At 39.6% G+C, this 26,780-nt stretch carries 26 protein-coding genes; 22 read left to right on the top strand and 4 right to left on the bottom strand.

What is annotated here, in order from left to right:
• Positions 1-74: 74 nt before the first annotated feature.
• Entirely contained in the window at positions 75-527 is a 453-nt protein-coding gene (gene dtd, locus DRW42_RS04515) for a D-aminoacyl-tRNA deacylase (protein WP_113947639.1), read from the bottom strand.
• A 29-nt stretch (positions 528-556) separates the two neighbouring features.
• Here dtd and DRW42_RS04510 point away from each other — a divergent pair, with 29 nt between their 5' ends.
• Complete coding sequence (locus DRW42_RS04510; protein WP_113947638.1) at positions 557-1,582, top strand: hypothetical protein; 1,026 nt, start codon at positions 557-559, stop codon at positions 1,580-1,582.
• Positions 1,548-3,998 (top strand): hypothetical protein, encoded by a 2,451-nt coding sequence (locus DRW42_RS04505; RefSeq protein ID WP_113947637.1) that lies wholly within the window; start codon positions 1,548-1,550, stop codon positions 3,996-3,998. The genes DRW42_RS04510 and DRW42_RS04505 overlap by 35 nt, the downstream gene beginning before the upstream one ends.
• A 290-nt stretch (positions 3,999-4,288) precedes the next feature.
• On the opposite strand, the gene DRW42_RS04495 is transcribed toward DRW42_RS04505, so the two are convergent.
• On the bottom strand, positions 4,289-5,335 hold the full coding sequence (locus DRW42_RS04495) for a 3-oxoacyl-ACP synthase III family protein (RefSeq protein WP_113947636.1): 1,047 nt from the start codon (positions 5,333-5,335) through the stop codon (positions 4,289-4,291).
• A 172-nt stretch (positions 5,336-5,507) separates the two neighbouring features.
• Between DRW42_RS04495 and DRW42_RS04490 the strand changes: the two genes are divergently transcribed.
• Positions 5,508-5,789, top strand: coding sequence for an ATP-dependent Clp protease adaptor ClpS (locus tag DRW42_RS04490; protein WP_025143968.1), 282 nt, complete (start codon positions 5,508-5,510; stop codon positions 5,787-5,789).
• Between the two features lie 134 nt (positions 5,790-5,923).
• Here the strand turns inward: DRW42_RS04490 and DRW42_RS04485 are convergent, their stop codons facing one another.
• Complete coding sequence (locus DRW42_RS04485) at positions 5,924-6,529, bottom strand: thioredoxin family protein (protein ID WP_113947635.1); 606 nt, start codon at positions 6,527-6,529, stop codon at positions 5,924-5,926.
• Positions 6,530-6,858: 329 nt separating this feature from the next.
• Positions 6,859-7,644, bottom strand: coding sequence for a 16S rRNA (adenine(1518)-N(6)/adenine(1519)-N(6))-dimethyltransferase RsmA (rsmA, locus tag DRW42_RS04480; protein ID WP_113947634.1), 786 nt, complete (start codon positions 7,642-7,644; stop codon positions 6,859-6,861).
• Positions 7,645-7,837: 193 nt separating this feature from the next.
• On the opposite strand from rsmA, the gene pdxA reads away from it, so the two are divergent.
• The 19 genes from pdxA (at position 7,838) to ade (ending at position 26,750) form a co-directional block, all read left to right on the top strand.
• A complete protein-coding gene (gene pdxA, locus DRW42_RS04475) occupies positions 7,838-8,917 on the top strand; it encodes a 4-hydroxythreonine-4-phosphate dehydrogenase PdxA (RefSeq protein ID WP_113947633.1) in 1,080 nt (359 codons plus the stop codon).
• A gap of 285 nt (positions 8,918-9,202) precedes the next feature.
• Entirely contained in the window at positions 9,203-10,384 is a 1,182-nt protein-coding gene (locus DRW42_RS04470) for an MFS transporter (RefSeq protein ID WP_113947632.1), read from the top strand.
• Between the two features lie 54 nt (positions 10,385-10,438).
• A complete protein-coding gene (locus tag DRW42_RS04465) occupies positions 10,439-11,014 on the top strand; it encodes a hypothetical protein (RefSeq protein ID WP_113947631.1) in 576 nt (191 codons plus the stop codon).
• 12 nt (positions 11,015-11,026) lie between these two features.
• Complete coding sequence (locus tag DRW42_RS04460) at positions 11,027-11,869, top strand: sulfurtransferase (RefSeq protein ID WP_113947630.1); 843 nt, start codon at positions 11,027-11,029, stop codon at positions 11,867-11,869.
• Between the two features lie 305 nt (positions 11,870-12,174).
• On the top strand, positions 12,175-12,705 hold the full coding sequence (locus tag DRW42_RS04455) for a YceD family protein (RefSeq protein ID WP_113947629.1): 531 nt from the start codon (positions 12,175-12,177) through the stop codon (positions 12,703-12,705).
• 15 nt (positions 12,706-12,720) lie between these two features.
• Positions 12,721-12,912 carry a 50S ribosomal protein L32 gene (rpmF, locus tag DRW42_RS04450; protein ID WP_025143959.1) on the top strand — a complete coding sequence of 64 codons (192 nt, stop codon included), beginning with the start codon at positions 12,721-12,723 and terminating at the stop codon, positions 12,910-12,912.
• Between the two features lie 101 nt (positions 12,913-13,013).
• The gene (gene plsX / locus DRW42_RS04445) at positions 13,014-13,952 is read left to right on the top strand and encodes a phosphate acyltransferase PlsX (RefSeq protein WP_113947628.1); all 939 of its coding nucleotides are present in this window, start codon (positions 13,014-13,016) and stop codon (positions 13,950-13,952) included.
• 18 nt (positions 13,953-13,970) lie between these two features.
• Complete coding sequence (locus tag DRW42_RS04440) at positions 13,971-14,969, top strand: beta-ketoacyl-ACP synthase III (protein WP_113947627.1); 999 nt, start codon at positions 13,971-13,973, stop codon at positions 14,967-14,969.
• Positions 14,970-15,141: 172 nt separating this feature from the next.
• Entirely contained in the window at positions 15,142-15,618 is a 477-nt protein-coding gene (gene accB / locus DRW42_RS04435; RefSeq protein WP_113947626.1) for an acetyl-CoA carboxylase biotin carboxyl carrier protein, read from the top strand.
• A 217-nt stretch (positions 15,619-15,835) separates the two neighbouring features.
• Positions 15,836-17,176 carry an acetyl-CoA carboxylase biotin carboxylase subunit gene (gene accC, locus DRW42_RS04430; protein WP_113947625.1) on the top strand — a complete coding sequence of 447 codons (1,341 nt, stop codon included), beginning with the start codon at positions 15,836-15,838 and terminating at the stop codon, positions 17,174-17,176.
• A 94-nt stretch (positions 17,177-17,270) separates the two neighbouring features.
• On the top strand, positions 17,271-17,468 hold the full coding sequence (locus tag DRW42_RS04425; RefSeq protein ID WP_113947624.1) for a DUF2683 family protein: 198 nt from the start codon (positions 17,271-17,273) through the stop codon (positions 17,466-17,468).
• Positions 17,459-17,725 (top strand): Txe/YoeB family addiction module toxin, encoded by a 267-nt coding sequence (locus DRW42_RS04420; protein WP_113947623.1) that lies wholly within the window; start codon positions 17,459-17,461, stop codon positions 17,723-17,725. The genes DRW42_RS04425 and DRW42_RS04420 overlap by 10 nt, the downstream gene beginning before the upstream one ends.
• Before the next feature lie 116 nt (positions 17,726-17,841).
• The gene (gene tatC, locus DRW42_RS04415) at positions 17,842-18,723 is read left to right on the top strand and encodes a twin-arginine translocase subunit TatC (protein ID WP_113947622.1); all 882 of its coding nucleotides are present in this window, start codon (positions 17,842-17,844) and stop codon (positions 18,721-18,723) included.
• A gap of 45 nt (positions 18,724-18,768) precedes the next feature.
• Positions 18,769-19,206, top strand: coding sequence for a ribose 5-phosphate isomerase B (gene rpiB / locus DRW42_RS04410; protein ID WP_113947621.1), 438 nt, complete (start codon positions 18,769-18,771; stop codon positions 19,204-19,206).
• Between the two features lie 27 nt (positions 19,207-19,233).
• Positions 19,234-20,868 (top strand): M28 family peptidase, encoded by a 1,635-nt coding sequence (locus DRW42_RS04405; RefSeq protein WP_113947620.1) that lies wholly within the window; start codon positions 19,234-19,236, stop codon positions 20,866-20,868.
• A 153-nt stretch (positions 20,869-21,021) separates the two neighbouring features.
• Positions 21,022-22,407 (top strand): LutB/LldF family L-lactate oxidation iron-sulfur protein, encoded by a 1,386-nt coding sequence (locus tag DRW42_RS04400; protein WP_113947619.1) that lies wholly within the window; start codon positions 21,022-21,024, stop codon positions 22,405-22,407.
• A gap of 305 nt (positions 22,408-22,712) precedes the next feature.
• The gene (locus DRW42_RS04395; protein WP_113947618.1) at positions 22,713-23,018 is read left to right on the top strand and encodes a PIN domain-containing protein; all 306 of its coding nucleotides are present in this window, start codon (positions 22,713-22,715) and stop codon (positions 23,016-23,018) included.
• 23 nt (positions 23,019-23,041) lie between these two features.
• Positions 23,042-25,018 (top strand): alpha-ketoacid dehydrogenase subunit alpha/beta, encoded by a 1,977-nt coding sequence (locus DRW42_RS04390; RefSeq protein WP_113947800.1) that lies wholly within the window; start codon positions 23,042-23,044, stop codon positions 25,016-25,018.
• Positions 25,019-25,112: 94 nt separating this feature from the next.
• Complete coding sequence (gene ade / locus DRW42_RS04385; RefSeq protein ID WP_113947617.1) at positions 25,113-26,750, top strand: adenine deaminase; 1,638 nt, start codon at positions 25,113-25,115, stop codon at positions 26,748-26,750.
• Positions 26,751-26,780 lie beyond the last annotated feature (30 nt).

The following is a 26,780-nucleotide window of genomic DNA, read 5'->3' as shown; positions in this document are numbered from 1 at the left end:
TTTATTGAAATAGATTAATTAAGAATTTTGACAGTCCAAAGCCCAATTGGTTACGTCTGTTATTTAAATTTTGCCTATTCCTTATCTTTCGTGTCAATTACTATCGTAACAGGTCCGTCGTTTAAAAGTGCAATTTTCATATCGGCACCAAAAATTCCGGTTTTTACCTCTTTACCCAACAAGGCAGCTAGTTTTTCAATCATTTTTTCATAAAGCGGAATGGCCACATCTGGTCGCGCCGCCCTCGTAAAACCCGGACGGTTGCCCTTTTTTGTAGAAGCAAATAAGGTAAACTGGCTGATCAGTAAAATATCTCCCCCAACATCGGCAAGTGCTTTATTCATCATTCCGTTTTCATCGCCAAAAACACGCATGCCGATAATTTTTTGAGCCAGCCAATCCAGATCTTCAACCGTATCGGCATCTTCGATACCCAATAAAACCAAAAATCCATTTTCTATTGCACCTGTTATTATTCCATCAACTGTGCAACTTGCCTGAGTAACCCTTTGTAAAACTGCCCGCATTTTGTATACTTTTGTTCAATAAAATTGATATGCGCAAGATAAGTATTTTAGCGATTTCTGTATTTCTCCTGATTGGTTGCAAGCAAAAATCGGTTATTCATCCTAACTTTTATTACTGGAGAACAGATTATCAGAATAAGAAGGACGAAACCGCTTATCTCAATCAATTTAAATCAAAATCATTATATGTGCGGATTATGGATGTGGATTTTAATCCCGATCTGCAACTTCCGGTACCTGTTTCGCCCATTAAATTTTCAGATCCCCTGCCCAAAGAGACCGACATTATACCTGTTGTATTTATTGTGAATGAGGTTTTTAATAAAATCGATACCATACAAACAGCAGTTATGGCCGATCGTATTGCCAAATTTGTGAAGGCAAAGGTTAAACAATCGGGAAAACCGGATTATAAGGAATTGCAGATCGACTGCGATTGGACCAAAGGCACCAGAAACAGGTATTTTAAATTTCTGGAACAATTAAAGGCTAATCCACTCTTAAAGGGTAAAAGCCTATCGGTGACTTTACGATTGCATCAGGTTAAAAACATTGTATCAAGTGGTGTGCCACCTGCAGAAAAGGCTATGTTAATGTGTTATAATATGGGTAACCTGCGCAAATTCGGCGATCAGAATTCTATCCTGGATCAACATGAAATGGATACTTATCTTAAAGATTACCTGCCACAATACCCATTGCCCCTTGATGTTGCCTTACCGCTGTTCGAATGGGCAGTAGTATTCAGAAATGGGCAATATGCAGGTATTTCGAAACGGATCAGTAAAGCACAAATCGACGATAAAAGGCTTTTTAAACAAAGAGGAAATTCCATTCTCTACGATTTACAGGTAGATTATCCGGCTGCTGGTTTAAAACAGGGCGATGTGGTAAGGTGGGAACATGTTTCTACTGAAGATTTACTTGCTACCTCTAAATTTTTATCCCGATATTTAGCCCCCAGAGACCGGAATCTCCTTTTCTACCATTTAGACACCGACCTATTAAAACATTTTACCAATGAAAACCTTCAAAAAGTTATCGCTAATTTTTAGTATATTCCTGATTACCTTTTTCGGCGAAATTGCCGTAAATCTTGCCTGTGGTGGCGAGATCGATCCTTACGACTACTACATTTCTTATTTCCATAATAACATCGAAGGAGATGAATATACGCCATTTGCCTACAATGAAATGGTTTATCTGAACAGCGAAACTGATATAGAAAGTGAACCCGATATTAACAGTCGCGAATGGGCAAAATACCTCAATGTGAAAAAAGAGGATGTACTAAAAGTAATGTACAAAACCGATAGCGCCACCAATGTAAAACTGATCAATTTTGATGGCAATCTTTCGCCATTACCCGATAGTTTAAAGCAGAACAGCTTTATGCAGGCTTTGGGCAGACGTAAAGAATCTTTAAAATATTACCTTTTTGCCAAAAGCTGCGAACCATTGGCCAATGTTGAATTCAGCCTATGGGATGCCACTCCCCGCGATACCGCTGCAATGGCTAACCAGGCTAAAGAAGGACTAAAATTAACAGATGGCGAAAAAGACGATTTTCTGAAATTGCGTTACGCTTACCAGACTGAGCGCATGTTTCATTTTGCCGGAATGCACACCGAAAGCAAATCGACCTACGAAAAGTACATTAGAACCAGCAAGGTAAACAGTGCGGTTAAAGGCTGGGCATTGGCTCTATATGCCGGATCAGTCCGCAGATTGGGAAATCCCGAAGAATCGGCTTTCTTATTTTCTAAAGTTTTTGCAAGCAACCCCGAGCGCAGGGTGCAGGCCTATAAAAACTATTATTACACCAGCTCGCCAGTTCAGGGTGCGTTAAAATATGCCAAAACCAATAATGAAAAAGCCAATATATGGGCTATAAACGGTTTCGGCAATGCCGATTCGGGTATAGAAAGCATCAATAAAGTTTACACCTACGAGCCCAAAAGCCAAATGAATGGCACATTACTGGTACGTGAAGTAAATAAGCTGGAGCAGGATCTGATACAGGCTAACGATATTGCCAAAATAGGCTACAATTATTATTTCTCGGATAACGACAAGCCGAAATACAGAGATAGTATAAAAAACATCAACCTGAAACGTTTAAACGAAATCAGGACTTTTGCTGTAAAACTGGCAACCGAAAAGAAATACCCGCAGCCAGAATTGGGTACACTAACCGCAGCCTATTTATCGTGGATGGAAAATAAAGATTTTCTGGCTTCAAACTACCTTGCCATTTTAAAACCTGATAAGCTGCCAGAAAGGTTGCGCGATCAATACCGTATTGTTGATTTATTGATCAAAGCAAAAAACATTAAAAAAGGCAATCCATTTAACGAGAACGACCTATTGCCAACTTTAAAATGGCTGGATGAGAAACGTTTTGCCGAAAATAAAACCCTTCCGGCAGGGCAATATGATTACGACCAGGCTGAAAAGCGTTTCACCAGAACTACCAGAAATTTTTACCAGCAAATATTGGCTCCTGCTTACCTCAATATGGGCGATACAGCCAAAGCAGCACTGGCCATGGTTAAAGGTGATATGGCAAACAAAACAATAAAAGAAAACGCTCTTTTTCAGAATATGAGCTACCAGAGCATTTCTTTCTGGCAGAAAAATTTGAGCCCGAAAAGCATGCAGGGTTTAGCCGTTTATAAAACTAAAGCGGCTGGAGATGATGTGACCGGTTTATTGGCATCAGCCCTGAACCAGCTCAAAAACGACGATTTTTATGAACTTTATGGCACTACTTACCTGCGTACGCACCAATATGATAAAGCGGTACAGATGTTTGCCAAGGTTTCGGCAAGCTATAAATATTTTGCTCCGGAAAACTGGTATGGTGCAGAATCGGAGTCAAAATTGTATGCCAATCCTTTTATCGAAACCATTAACGATTTCCCTAAAAAGTATGTAACGGCCAAAGCATCTGTAAGCAAAAAAGCTTTTGCAGCAGAAATGCTCCGGTTGCAGAAATTGCTGGTTAGCGATAAAAAAAATGCGGCGCTTTATTATTATAAAATGGCCAACGCGGTTTATCAGACAGGTTATTTTGGAAACAGCTGGTTCCTGATCAGTTACGACTGGTCATCATACGACAACAGCAATCCGGCCAAATACGTGTACGATGGCGATTACAAAAAAGCACAGACCGCAAAAGCCTGGTATTTAAAAGCGAGGGCGTTAAGTACCAATGCGGATTTTAAGGCTAAATGTACTTTTATGCTGGCTAAATGTTTACAAAAACAGATCATAATGAACGCCAATCCACTATCATTTTATTATTATGATAAAAAGGATGTGAAATGGAGAAACTTCATCAAGGCAAACTACAATAATCCTTATCTTAAAGAATTGAGATATAATTATGGTAAAACACCTTTTTATGCCGTTGCAGCAGGAGAATGTAGTTATTTAGGAGATTTTATCAGGCCTAACACGCAAAAATAATGTGTTTTAGCATTAAATAATGTTGACCATTAAGAAATTAAGGTAGTTAAGATAAGTGTAAACGTCATCCCTACCGGAACGTTACTTGTACCGATTTTACAGCGGTAGTGTAATGGAGAGATCTATCTCGAGATAGATTTCTCGGCTCCGTTGCACTTCGCTCGAAATGACGTATAATTTATTTTAACTTGCACAGCTATTTTATCAAAAACGCCAAACGCCAAACGCCAAACGCCAAACGCCAAACGCCAAACGCCAAACGCCAAACGCCAAACGCCAAACGCCAAACGCTACCACCTAATCAACGCACTGGCCCATGTAAAGCCTGATCCGAATGCAGCAAGGCAAACCAGATCGCCATCTTTAATTTTGCCGGCTTCCCAGGCTTCGCATAAGGCAATAGGAACAGAAGCGGCCGTGGTATTACCATATTTCTGGATATTGTTAAAAACCTGATCGTCGTTTAAACCCAGCAATTGCTGTACATACTGACTGATACGCAAATTGGCCTGATGTGGTACCAGCATATCAATATCTTTTTCGGTTAAATTATTTGCGGCCAAAGCCTCTTTAATTACTTCAGGAAATTTTATAACCGCTTTTTTGAAAACCGCTGGTCCATCCATATAGGGTAAAGCGGCACCGCTTTCTAAAATCTCATTCGTCATAAACAATCCGCCCAGCTCCTGCTCCGGATAAGCGGGTTTATCTTTAAGCCATTTATTGGCATGCGAACCAGGGTAATACATGGCCAAAATTTCGGCATCAGCACCATCGCTATGTAAGTGTGTGCTTAAAATTCCTTTTCCAGGTTCATCTGTGGGCTGTAATACTACAGCACCTGCACCATCACCAAAAATTACTGATACATTGCGGCTACGGGTTTCGAAATCCATTGCAAAGGAATGTTTCTCGCTCCCCACTACCAGCACATTTTTATACATGCCAGTTTTTACAAATTGATCGGCTACAGAAAGTGCATACACAAATCCCGAACACTGGTTACGGATATCCAATGCGCCGATTTCGCCCATGCCCATTTCGCGCTGTAACAATACGCCGCAGCCCGGGAAATAATAATCCGGACTAAGTGTTGCGAAAACAATAAAATCGACATCCTTAGCAGTTATCCCTGCCCTTTCGATCGCAATTTTGGCAGCTTCAATGCCCATTGTAGTGGTAGTTTCCTCATTCCGATCGGCAAAACGACGTTCTTTAATACCGGTACGCTCCTGGATCCAGGCATCGTTAGTATCCATAAAATGGCTTAAATCATCGTTGGTATATACATTTTTCGGAACGTAGTAACCTATTCCCGCAATTTTAGACTGGTGCATGCTCGTGTTTATTAAATTTGGTTAACAAATGTATTAAAAGAGATGGAAGAATATGTAAAATGTATGATGTAAGATGTTGTATGGACTTATGCTACTGCACCTCATCTATTTTACCTATTCCATCTTACATTAAAACTATTATATCTTACATAAAAATAGTTATTTTTGCACCATGTCTACAGAAACCAAAGAAGAGACCTTTACGCTCGAAGAAATTTTAACTTCCTTAAAAACCGTACATCGCCTTATTTTGTGGAATGATGATATCAATACTTTTGATCATGTAATTTACTGCATGATGAAATACCTGGATTATAACGAGTCGCAGGCCGAAAAAATTGCATGGAAAGTGCATAATGAAGGTAAATGTCCGGTTTTGGAAGGATCTTTTACCGAAATGGAAGTTTACCGGAAAATTTTGCAGCAAGAAGGATTGACTGTTTCTGTTGATTAAAATCTGACTTCTTTCACGAACTATCCTCGCAACAACGTCATTTCGGGCGGAGTGCAAGGTAGTCGAGAAATCTATCTAGGCAGATCTCTCCATTTCGCTTCGCTACAGTCGAGATGACGACTTATTCTCTAAAATTAACTCCCCAACCCCTTCAAAAGCAAGGTTAACTCAGCCTGAGTAGTTTGCGTTTTATCCTTAGCATACCAACCGTGCAGTTTTTCTGCCACTAACATCGAATCGCTAGTTTCTTTTTTCCATTCTTTTAAAAGCGCCTGTAAAATCTGTGGTCGTGGTGCCCAGGTAGCTAAAACCTGATCGGCAGATTCGTTAAGCACAATCAGCACCGGAATAGCCCTGCCACCATTGGTTAAATGTGCATCTATTAACGGAAGGTTTTTATCGCGTAAAACAAATTTCATATCTATTTTACCCAACGATGCCGTAACAATTTTATTAAATACCGGAATAATCTGCGCAGCATCGCCACACCAGCCTTCAGTAATCACCAGGAATTTGTAATTACCTTTTAAATTTTCAACAACTGCAGCTAATTCTTCATTTAAACTAACTGTTTTATCAACCCTGTTCATGCGTTGAACATTCATTTTACTGTAATGCAACATGGCTTCAGAATTATCCGGACCAGTAGTTTTTCCTTCCAGTAAAAGTTGATCGACCAATGCACGGTAAGTGAGGTAGTCAATACCCTGTTCTTCAAATATTTCGCGATAATTAATCATGAGTTTGTCCTAAAAATTACAGCGCAAAGGAAAGGAGAAATTAGGTGAAAATAATCATGATTTTGCAAGAAAACGCAAGTGCAAAATAACACAGATTTTAAGATTGCACAGACTGTAAATTGTATTCGGGCAATGTTCATACTAGTGAACAGAACAGTTTGATTTAATGCAGTATAGGAAATACATAAACCCGATTGAAATGGAAAGCCCGTAAGCGAGGTACGAGTGCGGACTTGTAATGAAAAGCGGGACTGCTGCAGCCGAAATGAGCCGAAGCATGCTTTGCATATTTATAAAAAAATGGTTTTTTAACCAAAAGTGAATGTTAATTACACAGCCATCAACTTACTCACATGCTGCGTTAAGGCTACAAAATCGGCAACGGTTAACTGCTCGGCACGCTTTTCAAAATAAATATGATCATCCATTTTATCTTTGGCCATTACTGCCGAAACGGCATTACGCAGGGTTTTTCTACGCTGGTTGAAACCGGCTTTAACCACACGCCAGAATAATTTTTCATCGCAATCTAAAGTTTCCACTTCGTTACGGGTTAAGCGGATTACGGCCGAATGAACTTTTGGAGGCGGATTAAAGGTTCCGGGTTTAACGGTAATGAGGTATTCGATTTTATAATAGGCCTGAAGAAATACACTTAAAATGCCATACTCTTTACTGCCTGCAGGTGCGGCGCAACGCTGGGCAACTTCTTTTTGGAACATCCCAACCATTTCTACCACTTTATTGCGGTTATCGAGGATTTTAAATAAAATCTGTGATGAAATATTATAGGGGAAATTACCGATAATGGCAAAAGGCCCCGGAAAAATGGTATCAAAATCGAGTTTCAAAAAATCACCATTAATCAGCCTATCGCCCAGCTGGGGATATTTTTCGTTCAAAAAGTGATAAGATTCGGTATCAATATCGATCAGATAAGTTTCCAGATCTTTCCGCTGCAACAAAAAATCAGATAGAATGCCCATCCCCGGACCAACCTCTAAAACCTGGTGGTATTTATCGGTACTTACCAGGGCCTCAACAATGCGGTTGGCAATGCCTTTATCGGTTAAAAAATGCTGACCTAAATGTTTTTTTGCTTTTACTAAACTCATCTTTACGCTTTATTTTGCCACGGAGGCACAGAAACCACAGAAAAACTTTGTTAAGAAAGGGAAAACCTATCCCGGTATCCGAGCAAACTGTGTTTCCGTGGCTACTCTATTTTGTACAAAATAACTAATTTTTATCCGGTAAGCACCTGTTTAAACGAAAATCAGTAATTTGCGCTAAAATTTTCCAGTAATTATGAGCGATAAACTTAAAATTGGCATCAGTATAGGCGACGTAAACGGTATAGGTTTAGAGGTAATTATTAAAACATTATCCAATCCTGCAATTTTAAATTACTGCACACCAATTGTTTACGGACATACCAAGGTTTCATCTTTCCACAGAAAAGCAAATAACCTTGGCGATTTCAGTTTTAATGTGATCAATCATGCGAACCAGGCGCAGGTAAAACGTGCCAACATGATTAATTGCTGGGAAGAAGATGTAAAAATCGAACTCGGTCAGGTTACGGCAATCGGTGGAAAATATGCACTTTTATCTTTGGAGCGTGCCACTTCCGACCTTGTAAACGGCGATATCGATGCTCTGGTTACTGCTCCAATCAATAAACATAACATTCAATCAGATACTTTTGCCTTTCCTGGTCATACTGAATATCTGCAGGAGAAAAGTGGTAGCAGAGATGTGCTGATGTTCCTCATTAGTGAAAATTTACGGGTGGGTGTAGTTACCGGCCATATTCCGGTAAAAGATGTTCCGGCTTCGATTACAAAAGAGAAAATTGTAAATAAATTAAAACTGATTAACGAAAGTCTGAAAAAGGATTTTTGGATCGAAAAACCGAAAATTGCAGTTTTAGGTTTAAACCCACATGCCAGCGACAATGGTTTATTAGGCACTGAAGAGGCAGAAATTATTACGCCAGCCATTCAGGAAGCTTACGATAAAGGCATTGTTTGTTTTGGTCCGTACCCGGCCGATGGCTTTTTCGGAAACGGCAGCTACAAACAATTCGATGCGGTTTTGGCCATGTACCACGATCAGGGATTAATTCCTTTTAAAACACTGGCTTTTCACAATGGCGTAAACTATACCGCAGGCCTAAACTTTGTACGTACCTCTCCTGATCATGGCACTGGCTACGATATTGCAGGTAAAGATCTGGCAGATTCTACATCATTTACCGAAGCTTTATTTTCGGCCATCCACATTGTAAAAAACCGCAGAGAGCAGGAAGAAATGCTGAGCAACCAATTACGTTCAGGTGGTAAGGTGGTAGAAACACAGTTCGATATTAAGGATGATGCTTCTTAGGAGAGCAGAAAGACTAAAGACCAAAGCTGAAAGGCTAAAGCAAGTAATTAAATTATAACAACACTAGCTTCGGACATCCGACCCCGGACATTCTAAAAACTAAGGTGGCTTAGGTGGTCAATATTTTATGTAAAGCAAGGCCTGTTTTTCATCGGCTCCGAAAGCCCTGCTATCCGTTATAATCTTTTTTATGATTGCGATGCTGTGCTGTTAAATTACTGCAACAAAAAAGGATTTCCACTGCTATCAGGTTTATTTTAGTTAAAATTGTGCACCAAACTAAAAATGAGCAGCTCTAAAAAAACCAAACACGTACTCCCAACAATCGTTGTTGCGCAATTTCTCTGCACCTCATTGTGGTTTGCAGGCAACGCCGTACTATCCGATATTGTTAAAAATTTCCCTGCCGAAACCAACCTGTTGGCTAACCTGACCAGCATGGTGCAGTTTGGTTTTATCAGTGGCACTTTAGTTTTTGCCTTTTTTGCTATTTCTGATATCTTTTCACCCTCAAAGGTGTTTTTCATCTGTGGAATTGCCGCTGCATTATTTAACCTGGGTGCCTGCCTTCCAGTATCCGATGTAAATTTATTATTGCTTTTCCGTTTTTTAACCGGTTTTATGCTTGCCGGCATTTATCCTGTCGGGATGAAAATCGCCTCCGATTACTTTAAAGATGGTTTGGGTAAATCGCTGGGCTTTTTGGTAGGTGCTTTGGTATTCGGAACCGCTTTTCCGCATTTATTAAAAACATTCACCGCAAGTTTCCCGTGGCAATATGTAATTTTTGGTACATCTGCATTATCATTAACCGGTGCGCTGGCTATTTTACTTTTGGTACCAAATGGCCCTTTCAGAACAGCGGGACAGAAATTCAACTTCCGTTCCTGTTTTGATGGTTTTAAAAATCCGGGGTTTCGGTCGGCCGCTTTTGGTTATTTCGGCCACATGTGGGAACTCTACACATTCTGGGCCTTTTTACCTGGCATGTTATTACTTTTTAACAGCAAACATCCATCGTCGACTTTAAATATTCCCTTATTTTCATTCCTGGTTATTGCATCAGGCGGAATCTCCTGTATGATTGGGGGCATGTTATCGCAAAAATTTGGTGCAAAAAGAATAGCAACCATTGCATTGGCAATTTCGTGCTCATGTTGTCTGCTCTCCCCTGTTTTCCTGTTCAACGGTTCCGCTTACCTCTTTCTCATCTTTTTATTTTGCTGGGGTTTATCAGGCACGGCCGATTCGCCATTATTTTCTTCACTGATTGCCAAAAATGCTCCCGAAAGCTTACGGGGAACTTCTTTAACACTCGTAAACTGCATTGGTTTTGCCATCACCATTATCAGTATCCAGGCCGTTAACGTTTTATCAAAACAGTTTAATGTTCAATATCTATATATGGTACTGGCCATTGGTCCGGTTTTGGGATTGTGGGCTTTAATGGGCAAAAAATCACATTAGAACTAATTTTGCAAAATCTCTTATATTGCAGAAAATTGAGCCACAACCTAATCTATGGGACTTGACATTCACCTGATCACAGATAACTCCGAAGAATTATCCTCCATTCAAAACCTTAACGATTATCCTGATTATTTTAACCACCATAGCCTAAGCAGAACTTTCTGCAACCTCATGTCGAGGAAGGACGTTATTAATGCAGAAACCGAGCTCGAGCAGATAAGCCGTTTAACCCACACTAACATTTCGGTTTTGTACGATATGGAGCAATATTGGGATGAAGAATATGCAGATTACAGGCTATCTGCCGCCGAAACTGAAGAGGAGAAAAAAACAATCTTTGAACAGATGGCAGCAAATAAAGAAAAACTCAATGGCAATATAGATACTGTACTCGAAACCATAGAAACCCTGATCAAAAAGCTTTCCCATTTTGGAAACCTGAACGGCAAGTTAAATAGTCATGGGCGCGATACCCTGGGTTATGATTACTATTTTACCGACTTTGACCTTGATAAAGGCGAAGGCTATATCGGCAATAATTTTGGACAGGACCTTCGAAATTTCAGGAATTTTTTAGAATATGCTAAAGCCAATGGAGCAAAAACCGTATGGTTTAATTATGGATAAACAAAATTGAATATGGAAAACAAATTATCACCTATTATAAAACCCGAAGAGCTAACCTGGCTAAACCAGGATGAAGAAATTGTGATTATTGATGCCAGTGCAGGCTCAAAAGCCAGGTATGATGAGCAACATTTGGCTGGAGCACTTTTTGCCGACGTAAATGAAGATTTGGCCAATATCGGAGATTTTGCAGTTGGCGGACGTCATCCTTTACCTACTGCCGAACAGTTTTCTGCCGTGCTGCAAAAACTGGGGATTACCAAACACAGTTATGTAATTGTGTACGATGATAAAAATGGTGGTAATGCAGCTGGAAGGCTCTGGTGGATGCTAAAAGCCATTGGACATGAAAAAGTACAGGTAATTGATGGAGGTTTCCAGGGGGCTGTAAAAGCAGGTTTTCCAACTACAGATAAAGTAGAGGTTCCAAAATCTGTTGAGCCATACGAAGTAAAGGCATGGGAGCTTCCTTTATCTGACATTAACGAAGTGGAAAAAGTAGCCAAAACCGATGATTATATAGTAATCGATGTACGGGATGCCAACCGTTTTGCCGGTTTAACCGAACCAATTGATTTAATTGCAGGGCATATCCCGGGAGCAGCCAATATTCCTTTTACCGAAAATTTAGATGCAACCGGTGCTTTTCTTGCGCCGGAAATATTAAAAGAAAAATACGCAGAAGCACTGGCACATGTGAAACCCGAAAATATCATTGTTCACTGTGGGTCGGGTATTACAGCATGCCATACCCTTCTGGCTATGGATTATGCAGGCCTGCCTATCCCGAAACTTTACGTTGGCTCTTGGAGTGAATGGAGCAGGAATAATAAGGAAATGGTACTGGCTGGCTAACCTTATTCCAGACCTCGCAGGTTTCGAAAACCTGCGAGGTCTTAATACCATTTCATTCTCTAATGCCCTGAAAAGCCTGCCCCTTGTGTAGCTTGGGTAAGGCCCATATGAACTGAAGGAAATTTAATTCCTATTCCCGGTTTTAAACACTTTACTACCCTTGCAGCTTTTAAAACCTGCGAGATATTAACAATATATCAGCAAACAATCTGAAAACCTGCTGAGTTAACATCAACAATTTTTAAAAAACATTTTTAATCTAATTATTTTATCCCTACATTTGCAGGCTAAAATTTTACAGTACTTTGAACCCACTAAAACAATTTTCATTACCGTTTACCGGATTAAAATTGGGATCTCATCAGTTTGATTATGAGCTTGATGACCGCTTTTTTAACGCGTTTGAGTATTCGTTAATCAAAAGTGGAAATTTGAAGGTAGACCTGGAACTTGAGAAACAAGAGACCATGTTGATCCTGAAATTCAAAGTTATGGGTACTGTAAATTTAGATTGTGATAAATGTTTATCAGAATTTGCTTACCCGGTAAACCTTTACGAAAGGCAGATTGTAAAGTTTGCTGAAGATGAACTGGAAAGTGATGATGAGGAAATTATCTCATTAAGCCGGAAAGATTCCGAAATTGATATATCGGGGCCTTTATACGAAATGATTAACGTAGCGGTACCTTATATCAAAAACTGCGAACAGGCAGGTAAAGATTGCGATCAGGAAATGATTGACCGCTTAAATCAGTTATCTATCGAAAAGCAGGACGAAGAAAATGAACAAACAAGCGACCCACGTTGGGAAGCCCTTAATAAGTTAAAAAAATAATTAGATTATACAGCAATGGCACATCCAAAACGGAAGATCTCGAAACAGAGAAAAAATAAAAGAAGAACGCACTATAAAGCTGTTACTCCTTCTTTAGCAACATGCTCGGCAACAGGTGCCATCCACGTACCTCACCGTGCTTACAACGTTGATGGTAACTTATACTACAACGGTAAACTGGTTATCGAAAATACTCAGATTGGGTAATTTTCTTAAAAAATTGTTTGTGTTTTCAGCGGCTTTAGTCATACCTTAGTCCACTGAAAAATTCAGGATTACACCTGACTTAACACAAACAGATTTTTTCTATGAAAATAGGCCTCGACATAATGGGCGGAGACTATGCTCCCAAAGCAATTGTTTTGGGAGCAATAGCTGCTCATCAATCGCTTAACGCCGGAGAGCATTTAGTTCTTATTGGCGATACCGAACAGATTAAACCCATACTTGCAGAAGAAGGTTTTAATCCAGATCATTTTGAATACGTTCATACTGATGAAGTAATTGGTATGGGCGAACATCCCACCAAAGCAATCGTTCAGAAACCAAATTCGAGCATAGCTGTTGGTTTTAACCTTTTAAAAGAAGGCAAACTCGACTCTTTTGCCAGTGCTGGTAATTCTGGAGCCATGTTGGTTGGCGCTGTTTTTAGCGTTAAAACCATTCCGGGCATCATCCGCCCTTGTTTATGTACAATTCTTCCAAAAATTAAAGGTGGTACCGGCTTACTGTTAGATGTAGGTGCAAATGCCGACTGCAAACCTGATATCTTACTACAATTTGGCGTTTTAGGCAGTTTATATGCAGAAAACCTTTTGCAGATCAACGATCCTAAAGTAGCCTTAATGAACATTGGTGAAGAAGATGAGAAAGGAAATATGCTGAGCATGGCCACTTTCCCGTTAATGAAAGATACCAATCTGTTTAACTTTGTTGGTAATGTGGAAGGAAGGGATTTATTCAATGAAAAAGCGGATGTAATTGTTTGCGATGGATTTACCGGAAACGTAATGCTTAAATTAGCAGAATCGTTTTATGTGCTTACTATCAAAAAAGGACTTAAAGATGAGTTCTTCGATCGTTTCAATTACGAACAGTACGGCGGAAGTCCGGTTTTAGGTGTTAACGCTCCAGTTGTTATCGGACACGGAATTTCCAGTCCGCTAGCTGTTAAAAATATGGTTCTCCAATCCAGGGAAATGATTACCACCGGATTGGTAGAAAAAATTAGAATGGCATTTAAATAATTTATTAAAATTCTTAAAATGAGTAAAATTCACGCTGCTATTACGGCAGTAAATGGTTACGTTCCCGACTATGTGCTTACAAACGCAGAGTTAGAAACCATTGTTGACACTTCGGATGAATGGATTACCAGCAGAACGGGAATAAAAGAACGTAGAATTTTAAAGGGCGAAGGTTTAGGTACTTCCGATATGGCGGTTCATGCCGTTAACGGTTTACTTAAAAAGAGAGGTATTGATGCAAGTGAAATAGAACTGATTATCTTTTGCACCACTACTCCGGATTTTACTTTCCCTGCTACAGCAAACGTTTTAGCTGATAAAATCGGAGCTAAAAATGCATGGGGTTACGATTTGCAGGCAGCTTGTTCAGGCTTTATTTTCGGTCTTTCTACAGGAGCTTCATTCATCGAATCGGGAAGACATAAAAAAGTTTTGGTAGTTGGTGGCGATAAAATGTCGTCGATTATCAATTACGAAGACCGTACCACCTGCATTATTTTTGGTGATGGCTGTGGATGTGCTTTATTAGAACCAAATGAAGAAGGTTATGGTATTCAGGATTCTATCCTGAGAACTGATGGTGCCGGAAGAGATTTTCTGGGCATGAAAGCCGGTGGTTCTGTTAAACCTGCTACACACGAAACTGTTGATGCAAGAGAGCATTTTGCACACCAGGAAGGCCCAACCGTATTTAAATTTGCCGTAACCAATATGGCCGATGTTGCTGCCGAAATTATGGAACGCAACAGCTTAACTGCCGATGATGTTGCATGGCTCGTACCTCACCAGGCCAATAAACGCATTATTGATGCCACCGCAAACCGCATGGGTGTTACCACCGATAAAGTAATGATCAATATCGAACGTTACGGAAATACAACCAACGGAACCATCCCGTTATGTTTATGGGAGTGGGAAAGTAAACTGAAAAAAGGCGATAATATCGTTTTAGCTGCATTTGGTGGCGGTTTTACCTGGGGTTCAATTTACCTTAAATGGGCCTACGATTCTAAGTAGTGAGTTAGGAGGTTAGAGTTGAGGGCCAATGTTTACTTGAATAAAGTGTCGTAGTCATTAACTTTCAGCCATTAAACCATCAACCTTAAGCGGTTGCAAAGAAAAATAAAACAAAAAAAGTATAACTTAGTTAATTCAATAAACACTATTTTTTACATAACTAGCCTAAAAAATGGATATCAAACAAATACAGGAACTGATTAAATTTGTTTCTCGTTCTGGAGTAAATGAAGTTGCTATTGAGCAGGAAAACTTCAAAATCACGATCAAAACAAACCAGGCACCAACAGTTGTGCATGCTACCGTACCACAAGCTCCGCTTGTACAGGCTGCTGCCCCAGTTGCTACAGCTCCTACTGCTCCGGTTGCAGCAACACCTGCTGTACCTGCCGCAGAAGACACTTCAAAATACTTAACCATCAAATCACCAATGATCGGTACTTTCTACCGTTCAGCTAGTCCGGAAAAACCAATGTTTGTAAACGTTGGCGACGAGATCAGTGCAGGTAAAGTAGTTTGTATTATTGAAGCGATGAAACTTTTCAACGAAATCGAAAGTGAAGTTTCTGGCCGTATCGTTAAAATCCTGGTTGATAACGCATCACCGGTAGAGTACGACCAACCGTTATTTTTAGTAGAACCTATTTAATCGTAACGTCACCTTACGCCTCGGCCTGTGTGCTCACTGACCGAAATACCGTAAAATTATGATGATGTTCAGTTTTGCATTTTAAAAAACTGAAAAATATAAATGGTTCGTGGAGACACGAACCATGACATTTAATTTAAAATTTGGTTATATCAGTTTACATTACGCAAATGATCAGTGTAATCATATCATCGGTGTAATCATCAATTAAAAAATTATGTTTAAAAAAATACTAATTGCCAACAGGGGTGAAATCGCTTTGCGTATTATCCGTACCTGTAAGGAAATGGGCATCAAAACGGTTGCTGTTTACTCTACCGCAGATCGCGAAAGTTTACACGTACGTTTTGCTGATGAGGCTGTTTGTATTGGCCCCCCGCCCAGTAAAGATTCTTATTTAAATATTCCAAATATTATTTCGGCAGCAGAATTAACCAATGCCGATGCTATACACCCGGGTTACGGTTTCCTGTCAGAAAACGCCAAGTTTTCTAACATCTGCCGCGAGTACAATATCAAGTTTATTGGTGCTACACCAGAACAGATTAACGGCATGGGTGATAAGGCCTCTGCAAAAGAAACCATGAAAATTGCCGGTGTTCCAACCATCCCGGGATCGGAAGGTTTACTTACCAGCGTTAAAGAAGGTATTGCTATTGCCAATGATATGGGCTATCCTGTTATCCTGAAAGCAACTGCCGGTGGTGGTGGCCGTGGTATGCGTGTAGTTTGGAAAGACGAAGATTTTGAAAACGCGTGGGACAGTGCCCGTCAGGAATCTGGCGCAGCATTTGGTAACGATGGTTTATATTTAGAAAAATATATCGAAGATCCACGCCACATCGAAATCCAGATCATCGGAGATCAGTTTGGCAAAGCCTGCCATTTATCGGAACGTGATTGTTCTATCCAACGCCGTCACCAGAAACTGGTAGAAGAATCTCCTTCTCCATTTATGACGGATGAACTCCGTAAGAGAATGGGTGAAGCGGCCATTAAAGGTGCAATGGCTGTAAATTACGAAGGTGCCGGTACAATCGAATTTTTGGTTGATAAACACCGTAATTTCTACTTTATGGAAATGAATACCCGTATCCAGGTAGAGCACCCGGTTACAGAAGAGGTAATCAATTTCGATTTAATTAAAGAACAGATTAAAGTTGCTGCCGGGATTCCGATCTCAGGTAAAAACTATACACCAGAGATGCACGCTATCGAGTGTCGTATCAATGCTGAAGATCCGGCGAATAATTTCCGTCCTTCTCCAGGTAAAATCACTAATTTCCATTCTCCGGGTGGACATGGTGTTCGTGTAGATACACACGTTTATGCAGGATATTCAATTCCTTCGAACTACGACTCGATGATCGCTAAATTGATCTGTGTAGCACAAACCCGTGAAGAAGCGATCTGTACGATGGAACGTGCGCTGAGTGAATTTGTAATAGAAGGGATTAAAACGACTATCCCGTTCCATTTACAACTGATGAAAGATCCTAACTTCAGGGCAGGAAATTTCACCACGAAATTTATGGAAACGTTCGAATTTTCAGAATAATAGAAATTACTATAAAATTCAAATCCCATTTTGGTAAAACGAGATGGGATTTTTCTTTGTTAAAAGTTTAAATTTATTTCAGTAAATTTGAATTATGGAAACATTAATTGTACATCCGGAAAACAAGGCCCAATTAAATGCAGTAAAGCAGGTATTAAAGGCCATGAAGATTTCTTTTGAAAAAAAAGAAAAGCCTTATAACCCAGAATTTGTAGAAAAAATTTTACAAGGGGATAAAGATTTCAAAGAAGGAAACTTCACAAAAGTTGACTTAGATAACTTATGGAAATAGTTTTTCTTCCGAAAGCTAACGATGATTTAGATTTTTGGAAGAAATCAGGAAATAGTATTGTACAAAAGAAAATTCATAGTCTTCTGCTTGCTATAAGCGATTCTCCATTTGAAGGCATTGGAAAACCAGAGCCACTAAAATATAATCTAACAGGTAAGTGGTCTAGGAGAATAAATTCAGAACATAGAATTATTTACGCTGTCTCAGAAATTGAACAAATTATTAAAATCTATTCGCTCAGAGGGCATTACAATTAACTTTTAGTTTGAATTTGTCAATATATTCAAGCATTTCTCAGAATAATATAAACTATTTCTATATTTAACACGTAAATACCATTCTATTCAAATAGAATGGTATTTTTGTTTTCAACATGAGCGACACTAAAAAAAACTTACTTACAAAAGCTATCGGACAGAAGAGCACCACATTAGAGGCAGAAATGTCTTTTTTCGATCACCTGGATGTTCTCCGTAAACACTTAATCAGAGCCGTAATTGCCATTGCCGTTTTTACGGGTATCGCTTTTTACTTCAACGAAGAGATCCTTGATAAAATCATTTTCGGCCCCAAAAAACCAGATTTCTGGACTTACCGTATGATGTGTAAACTGGTTGATCATTTTCCATCCCTGGGTAAGGATATGTGTATCACCAAAATTAACGGCGAAATTATCAATACCGAGATGGCTGGTCAGTTTAACCTGCAGTTAAATGTTTGTGTAATGTGTGGTATTGTGGTTGGTTTTCCTTATTTATTGTGGGAAATATGGCGCTTTATTAAACCTGCTTTACACGAAAATGAACGTAAATCGGCCAGTGGTTTTGTATTTTTCGCATCGATACTTTTCATCATTGGTATTTTTTTCGGATACTTCGTGGTATGTCCGCTATCGGTTAACTTTTTAACAGGTTATACTGTAAGTGCTGAAATTAAAAACACCTTTACCGTTGATTCTTATCTTTCATCTGTTGCCACCTTAACTTTGGGTACTGGGATTATATTTGAACTGCCAGTGATCATTTTCATCCTGTCAAAACTGGGATTAATGACGCCAAAACTGATGAGATCGAGCAGAAGATATGCCGCTGTAATTATCCTGATTATCGCCGCAATTGTAACGCCAACACCAGATATTATGACGATGTTGATTGTTGCCACGCCATTATTCCTGCTTTACGAATTGAGTATTTTTGTTTCAGCCTACATTGAAAAAAAGAAGAAAAAAGCCGAGGCTGCTTTCTACGCTAACTAACAAAAACATTACGAACGGATTTCATAATTCTCTATAAATTTGACAATGTCTGATACAAAAATTAAAATTGCTATTGGAGCGGATCACGCCGGGTTTGAATACAAAGAAATATTAAAGTATTTTTTACAGGATTACGAAGTAAAAGATTTTGGCACCTATTCTGAAAACTCGGTAGATTACCCCGATTTTGCCCATCCTGTTGCAGCAGCAGTAGAAAATGGCGAGTTTACTTATGGCATTTTACTTTGCGGATCGGCAAATGGTGTAGCCATCACTGCGAACAAACATCAGCACATCAGGGCTGGTTTATGTTGGGAGAATGAAGTTGCCGCTTTGGTACGTAAACATAACAATGCAAACGTTTTGTGCATCCCTGCAAGATTTGTTTCTGAAGAATTGGCTAAAGAAATTACCACAACTTTTTTAAACACTGAATTTGAAGGTGGCCGCCACCAGAATAGGGTCGAAAAAATTTCGTGCTAACAACAAACTCAACTAACTATTATCATAATGAACAAAAAGTTTTTAACCTTTGGTTTGGCCTCGCTTGTATCAGCGAGTTGTTTTAGCCAAATCACACCCCTTAAGCCTAATCAGGATGCGATAAGGTTCAGTAAGGCGATTAATCCGGAGAATGCTTACAAACACCTTTCTGTTTTAGCTTCTGATGAATATGAAGGTCGCGAAACAGGTACAAAAGGTGCGTGGATGGCTGCAGATTATATCAGCAATTATTTTAAGTCGCTGGGACTAAAAGCACCTGTAAATGGTAGCTATTTTCAAAAAATCGACTTAGTTAATGTCACTTTAAAAGAAAGCCACTTAACCGTAAACGGTCAGCCTAAAGAATATCAAAAAGATTACCTTGTTTCACCTACGTTAATCAGTGATAAAGGTTTTACTTTTTCTACCAACGATATTGTATTTATCGGTTATGGGATAAAAAAGGACACTTATAATGACTTCGCTGGTACGGATATTAAAGGTAAAGTAGTCATGATGTTCAATGGTGGTGATCCAACTTTAAAACCGGGCACCAAGATTGATAGAGCTGCTTATCGTGCTACCATGGAAGCCAGAGCAAAATATTTTGCAGAAAATAATGTTAAAGCAATTATTTTGATCGATCCTGTAGTTGACAGAATAACTGAAAGCACCAAACAAGCCCTTAAAAATGGAAGGGTAATGGTGAAAACCAATGCTGCTTTAGAGGCTCAAAAACAAAACGAAACACCTCGAGTTTCAATTTCGGTAGCTTTAGCAAACGAATTGTTTAAAGCATCGAATACAACTGTTGCAGATCTGCAAAAGAAAATTGTAGACAGTCAGACGCCTGCTTCACAGGTATTAAATGTACCTTTTTCGGCAAGCGCAGCAAAAACAGAAACACCTGTTAGATGCGAAAACGTTTTGGGTTATTTGGAAGGTTCAGACCCTGTATTAAAAAAAGAAGTATTAATCCTTACAGGCCACTATGACCATATTGGTTTGCAAACTGATCCAAATGCTAAAGATAAGGTAAACAATGGCGCTGATGATGACGGATCGGGAACAACCGGCGTTTTATTAATGGCAAAAGCATTTACCGATGCTAAAAAAGCTGGAAAAGGTTCTAAACGCAGTATCTTATTTATGACCGTTGTTGGTGAAGAAAAAGGCTTATGGGGTTCTGAGTGGTATTCGGAGCATCCTGTTTTCCCTGTTGAAAATACCATTGCAGACTTAAATACAGATATGATCGGACGTACAGGAGAAGAGTATTTGGGCAAACCAGATTCTGCAAATTATATCTATTCAGTTGGTTCGAACATGTTAAGCAGCGATTTGGGTAAATTAAGTGAGCAGGTTAATGCAACTTATACCAAAATGAAACTGGATTATAAATATGACGATCCAAAAGATCCGGAACAGATTTACTACCGTTCTGATCATTATAATTTCGCTAAATTAGGTATTCCGATCATTTTCTATTATGATGGAATGTTGCAGCAGGATTACCACAAACCGGGTGACGAGGTAAGCAAAATTAACTTCCCACTTTTATCTAAGCGCGCAAAATTAACTTACTTTACCGCGTGGGAACTGGCCAACAGACCTAAACGTCCGGTAGTAGATATGGATGGAAAAGGCAATCCAAAGAAATAATAAAGTAAAAATACCAGGCCCCGGCAAAATGTTGGGGCTTTTTTGTGGTTAATACTTTTCCCGCCTACATAAATTCCTATCTTTGAATTTATAACGAAATAGCTAAAAACTAAAATCAGTTAATATTCGTTACCTATTACAAAATAATCATTGATGAATATTGCCGAGGAATTTTTAGAGAAATCTGACGAAAAAGCTTTCGATTTACCGCATCGTAAAACCATAAACTATAATATTGGCAAATACAATGCAGCTGTTGAACGGGGCCTGTCAAAATTCGAAAATTTGGAGGCATCCAAAAAAAAGGCACACGTTATCAAATGGCGTGTAATGGAAAACCTCGATAAGTTCCTGCCCGAATTCGAATCTAATTTCCAGCGCCGTGGTGGCAAGGTGATCTGGGCCAATGACGCAGAGGAAGCACAACAGGAAATCCTCAATATCATCAACAGAAATAATGGCAAAACGGTTATCAAATCTAAATCGATGACAACAGAGGAAATCCACCTGAACGATTTCCTGGAAAAAAACAACATCGAATCTTTAGAAAGCGATCTGGGCGAGTACATTGTTCAGTTGCTAGGGCAGGCGCCATATCATATTGTTACCCCTGCCATGCACTTAAGCGCAACCGATATTGCCCAGTTATTTCATGATAAATTTGGCACTCCGTTAGACGCCACTCCACCACAACTTGTACAAAAAGCACGCGAATTACTCCGCGATAAATATTTAAAAGCCGATATCGGTATCAGTGGCGGAAATTTCCTAATAGCCGATACTGGAAGCATTGCTTTAACCGAAAACGAAGGTAATGCACGTTTAAGTACCACTTTTCCCAAAATCCATATTGCTATTGTTGGTATTGAAAAGGTAATCCCTTCTATGGCTGATCTGGATCTGTTCTGGCCTTTGCTTGCTTCGCACGGAACCGGACAGAACCTAACCGTTTACAATACCATTTTAAGTGGTCCACGCCAGCCTAATGAAACGGATGGGCCCGAAGAAATGTATGTGATCCTCCTTGATAATGGCCGGACCAATTTATTGGCCCAAAAAGACCAAAGGCAGGGCCTGTATTGTATCCGTTGTGGAGCCTGCTTAAATGCCTGCCCGGTTTATAAAAATATTGGTGGCCATACCTATAATACAACTTACAGTGGTCCAATAGGATCAGTTATTACGCCCCATTTTAAAGGCATGGAAGAGTTTAAACACTTAAGCTATGCATCCAGCCTTTGTGGCAAATGTTCTGAAGTATGCCCTGTTAAAATCGATATCCATAAAATGTTATTGCTCAACCGCAGAGATGCAGCTGCAGCTCACGACAATGGCAAAAAAGAGGAAATTGGCTGGAGCATGTTTAGCAAAATGATGCAAAAGCGCAAGTGGATGGATTTCTTTGGTGGGAAGTTTAAAAACTTCATGCTCAAAAGCTTCTTCAAAAAGAGCTGGGGCAAATACCGCGAGATGCCAAAAGTTGCTGATAAATCTTTTGCAAAACAATGGGAAGAGTTGAAGAAAGGTAAAGAGTCTTAAGTCTTTAGTCTTTAGTCTTTAGTCTTTAAATGGACTTTGAACGGAAATAGAGTTTAATCAACCTTTATATTTTTGTATATTTGAGTATGGTACGAACAATAATAACACCGGATAAAGAAAACATCTCAATAGATGTTCCTAAGGCTTATATTGGGAGACAAATTGAGGTTTTGGTTTATGCTGTCGATGAGCTTAACGAAATGGAGAAACCTAAAAAAAAAACATTCTGATTATCGTGGTTCACTAAATCTTACCGATAAGCAATACGAAGAATTCCAGCAATATATTATCGATAGCAGGAACGAATGGGAAAGGGATATTTAGCAGATACCAATTCAGTAATTGAGTATCTTGAAAATAAATTACCTGAAAAAACACTGGTATTTATGGATAATCTCGAAATGCATTTGTCTGTTATTTCTAGAATAGAACTTTTGGGCTGGTCCAAGATTACCGAACATCAATTTCAACAATTAAACGGATTCATTTCAGCATCGCTTGTTTATGACCTATCAGAAGAAATTATCCAAAACACTATCAAAATAAGAAAATCATCTGATTTTAAAAAAATTGCTGATCTTGAATCTCTCAACCCATGGGATATTTCTTAAAATCTCAATCAAAAAGCCTGCTAATGCATTTCAACCGAGGAAATAAAGACGACAAATTCTTACTGAATTTATACAAAAGATTGCTTTACCCCCGGATGGTTGAAGACAAAATGCTCAAACTCCTACGTCAGGGGCGGATTGGTAAATGGTTTTCAGGTATTGGTCAGGAAGCCATTGCAGTTGGCAGTACCCTGGCCATGCAAAGTGATGAATATATTTTGCCCATGCACCGCAATCTCGGTGTCTTTACCTCACGCGATATTCCGCTTAAAAAATTAATGGCCCAGTGGCAGGGCAAAATAACCGGTTTTACCAAGGGCCGCGATCGCTCCTTCCACTTCGGTACGCAGGATTATAAAATTGTCGGGATGATATCTCACCTTGGCCCGCAAATGGCCTTAGCCGATGGTATAGCACTGGCTGATGTTTTGGCTAATAAACAACATGCTACCTTAGTTTACACTGGCGAAGGTGCCACGAGTGAAGGTGATTTCCACGAAGCGGTAAATGTTGCCGCCGTTTGGAACCTTCCGGTTATTTTTCTCATTGAAAATAACGGATATGGACTTTCCACTCCAAAATCAGAGCAATTCAGGTGCAAAAACCTGGTTGATAAAGCCATTGGTTATGGCGTTGAAGGTGTTCAGATTGACGGGAACAATATTTTGGAAGTTTACAATACCATTAACCAGCTTGCGATGGAAATCAGAAAGGATCCAAGACCGGTTTTGGTAGAATGCCTTACATTCAGGATGCGTGGGCATGAAGAAGCATCAGGCACCAAATATGTTCCTCAGGAACTTTTTGATGAGTGGGAAAAGAAAGATCCCCTCAGCAATTACGAAGACTACTTAATTGAACAGGGCATTTTAACATCAGATAGTGTAATCGACATCAAAATCCAAATCAAAAGAGATATTGAACTGGAAATTGAAGATGCATTTAATGAGGCTGAACCGGAAGCAAATGCCAATCAGGAAGAGGCTGATATGTATTATCCCTATCAACAGAAAGTGATACAACCTGATCAATCATCCACAGATAAAAGATATTTAGACGCCATAACCGATGGACTGGATCTTGCCATGCAAAAATATCCTAACCTGGTTTTAATGGGACAGGATATTGCAGATTATGGTGGTGCTTTCAAAATTACAGATGGCTTTACCGCGAAATATGGCAAAGCCAGGGTTCGCAACACCCCAATTTGTGAATCGGCCATTGTTGGTGCAGGTTTAGGCCTGTCGATAAATGGCTATAAAGCTGTTGTAGAAATGCAGTTTGCCGATTTTGTAACTGTTGGTTTTAACCAGATCGTAAATAACCTGGCCAAAACACATTATCGTTGGGGCGAAAAGGCCGATGTTGTGGTACGCATGCCAACAGGGGCTGGAACAGGCGCCGGACCATTCCATTCGCAGAGTAACGAAGCCTGGTTTACCAAAACCCCTGGACTAAAAGTGTTGTATCCCGCTTTCCCTGAAGATGCAAAAGGCTTGTTGCTGGCAGCAATTGAAGATCCAAATCCAGTGCTTTATTTCGAACATAAGTATCTTTACAGAAGTTTAACAGCCCCCGTTCCGGATGGTTATTATACTACGGAAATAGGTAAAGCAGTTAAATTAAGTAATGGCGATAAGTTTGCGATTATTACTTATGGTTTGGGCGTACATTGGGCATTGGATTATGTGAAACAACATCCTGAAAGAGATGCCACAATAATCGATCTCCGCTCATTACAGCCCTGGGATAAGGAAACCGTTAGCGCAGCAGTTAAAGCAACAGGAAGGGTTTTAATTTTGCACGAAGATACCTTAACCAATGGTTTTGGCGCAGAAATATCAGCCTGGATCGGAGAACATTGTTTTCAGTATTTAGATGCGCCTGTGATGCGCTGTGCAAGTTTGGATACCGCAATCCCAATGAGCAAGGTTTTAGAGGAAGATTTTTTGGCTAACGCAAGATTAGCAGAAACGATAGATAGGTTATTAAAATATTGAGAAGGTTAATTGTATAAACTGTTTAAATCGGTTAATTGTGGCATTACGCTACAGTTAACCGATTTGTACAATTAACCGGTTAAACAAAAAATACATGAGCAATTTTAAAGTCGAAGGAAATATTATCGACATCACCAAGCGGAATATTTTCTTTGGAGAAGTAGCGGTAGAAGAAGGCAGGATAAAATCCATCACCAAAATTTCTGATCAGCGCGATGGGGCTCATTTTATTTCTCCGGGCTTTATTGATAGCCATGTACACATAGAAAGCAGCATGTTAATTCCAAGCGAATTTGCAAGGCTGGCCGTTGTTCATGGCACAGTTTCTACCATTAGCGATCCGCACGAAATTGCCAATGTTTGCGGCATGGAAGGTGTGAAGTTTATGATTGAGAATGGCAATACCGTTCCTTTTAAATTCAATTTTGGTGCACCAAGCTGTGTTCCGGCAACGATTTTCGAAACTGCAGGGGCTGAACTTAACCACGACGATGTAAAAGCACTTTTAGAACGTCCTGAAATAAAATACCTCAGCGAGATGATGAATTTCCCTGGTGTACTTTATAAAGACGAAGAAGTTTTAAAAAAGATTGCTGCTGCCCACCAATTGGGCAAACCTGTTGATGGACATGCCCCCGGGTTACGTGGCGATGCCGTACAACAATATATCGACGCGGGTATTTCTACCGATCACGAATGTTTTACCGCTGAAGAAGCACTGGATAAATTGCAGCGTGGAATGAAAATCCTGATTCGTGAAGGAAGCGCAGCCAAAAATTTTGAAGCACTGATCGATCTGCTGAACGACTGGCCTGAAATGATGATGTTCTGCAGTGATGATAAACACCCCGATAGTTTGGTCGAAAACCACATCAATCAGCTTTGCGCAAGGGCGGTAGAAAAAGGAATCGATATTTTTAATATCCTTCAGGCAGCCTGTATCAACCCCATTATCCACTATAAACTGGATGTTGGCGCGTTACAACTTCATGATCCGGCAGATTTCATCGTGATCGAAGATTTAAAAAACTTCAAGGTTAAACAAACCTATATTGATGGGTTGTTACTTGCCGAAAATGGCAAAACAGTAGGAGATTGGGTAAAACACGTAGAAGATAAAGAATCGGTAAACCATTTCGATTGCAGCTTAAAAAAGGAAAAAGATTTTGTTTATCCTTTTACCGGACAAGAAGAAATCCCTGTTATCGAAGCCTTAAACGGACAGCTGATTACGAACAGGTTATCTGCTAAACCGAAGGTTTCGGATGGAAATATCATTAGCGACCTGGAAAATGATGTTTTAAAAATGGTAGTGGTAAACCGCTATCACGATGCACCTATTGCCGTTTCGTTTGTGAAGAATTTCGGCTTGAAACAGGGAGCAATTGCCTCAAGCGTTGCCCACGATAGTCATAACATTATTGCAGTTGGTGCCGACGATAAAAGTATCTGTGAAGCCGTAAATTTAGTGATCAAAGAAACCGGAGGTGTAGTGGCGCTCGGCAATGGGAAACAAAAAGTTTTGGGCTTACCAGTTGCTGGTTTAATGAGCAATCAGAACGGTTATCAAGTAGCAGAAAGTTATACTTCAATAGATCAGTTTGCGAAAGATCTCGGCTCAACCCTACTCGCCCCCTTTATGACGCTTTCTTTTATGGCATTATTGGTAATTCCACATTTAAAGCTAAGCGATAAAGGTTTATTTGACGGAGATGAATTTAAGTTTGTATAGATAGAATGTCTCTATAATAAACTTAAATAA

Origin of the sequence: Pedobacter miscanthi, assembly GCF_003315595.1 — a bacterium.
GTDB classification, from domain to species: Bacteria; Bacteroidota; Bacteroidia; order Sphingobacteriales; family Sphingobacteriaceae; genus Pedobacter; species Pedobacter miscanthi.
This window is presented reverse-complemented; position numbering and strand designations above follow the sequence as displayed.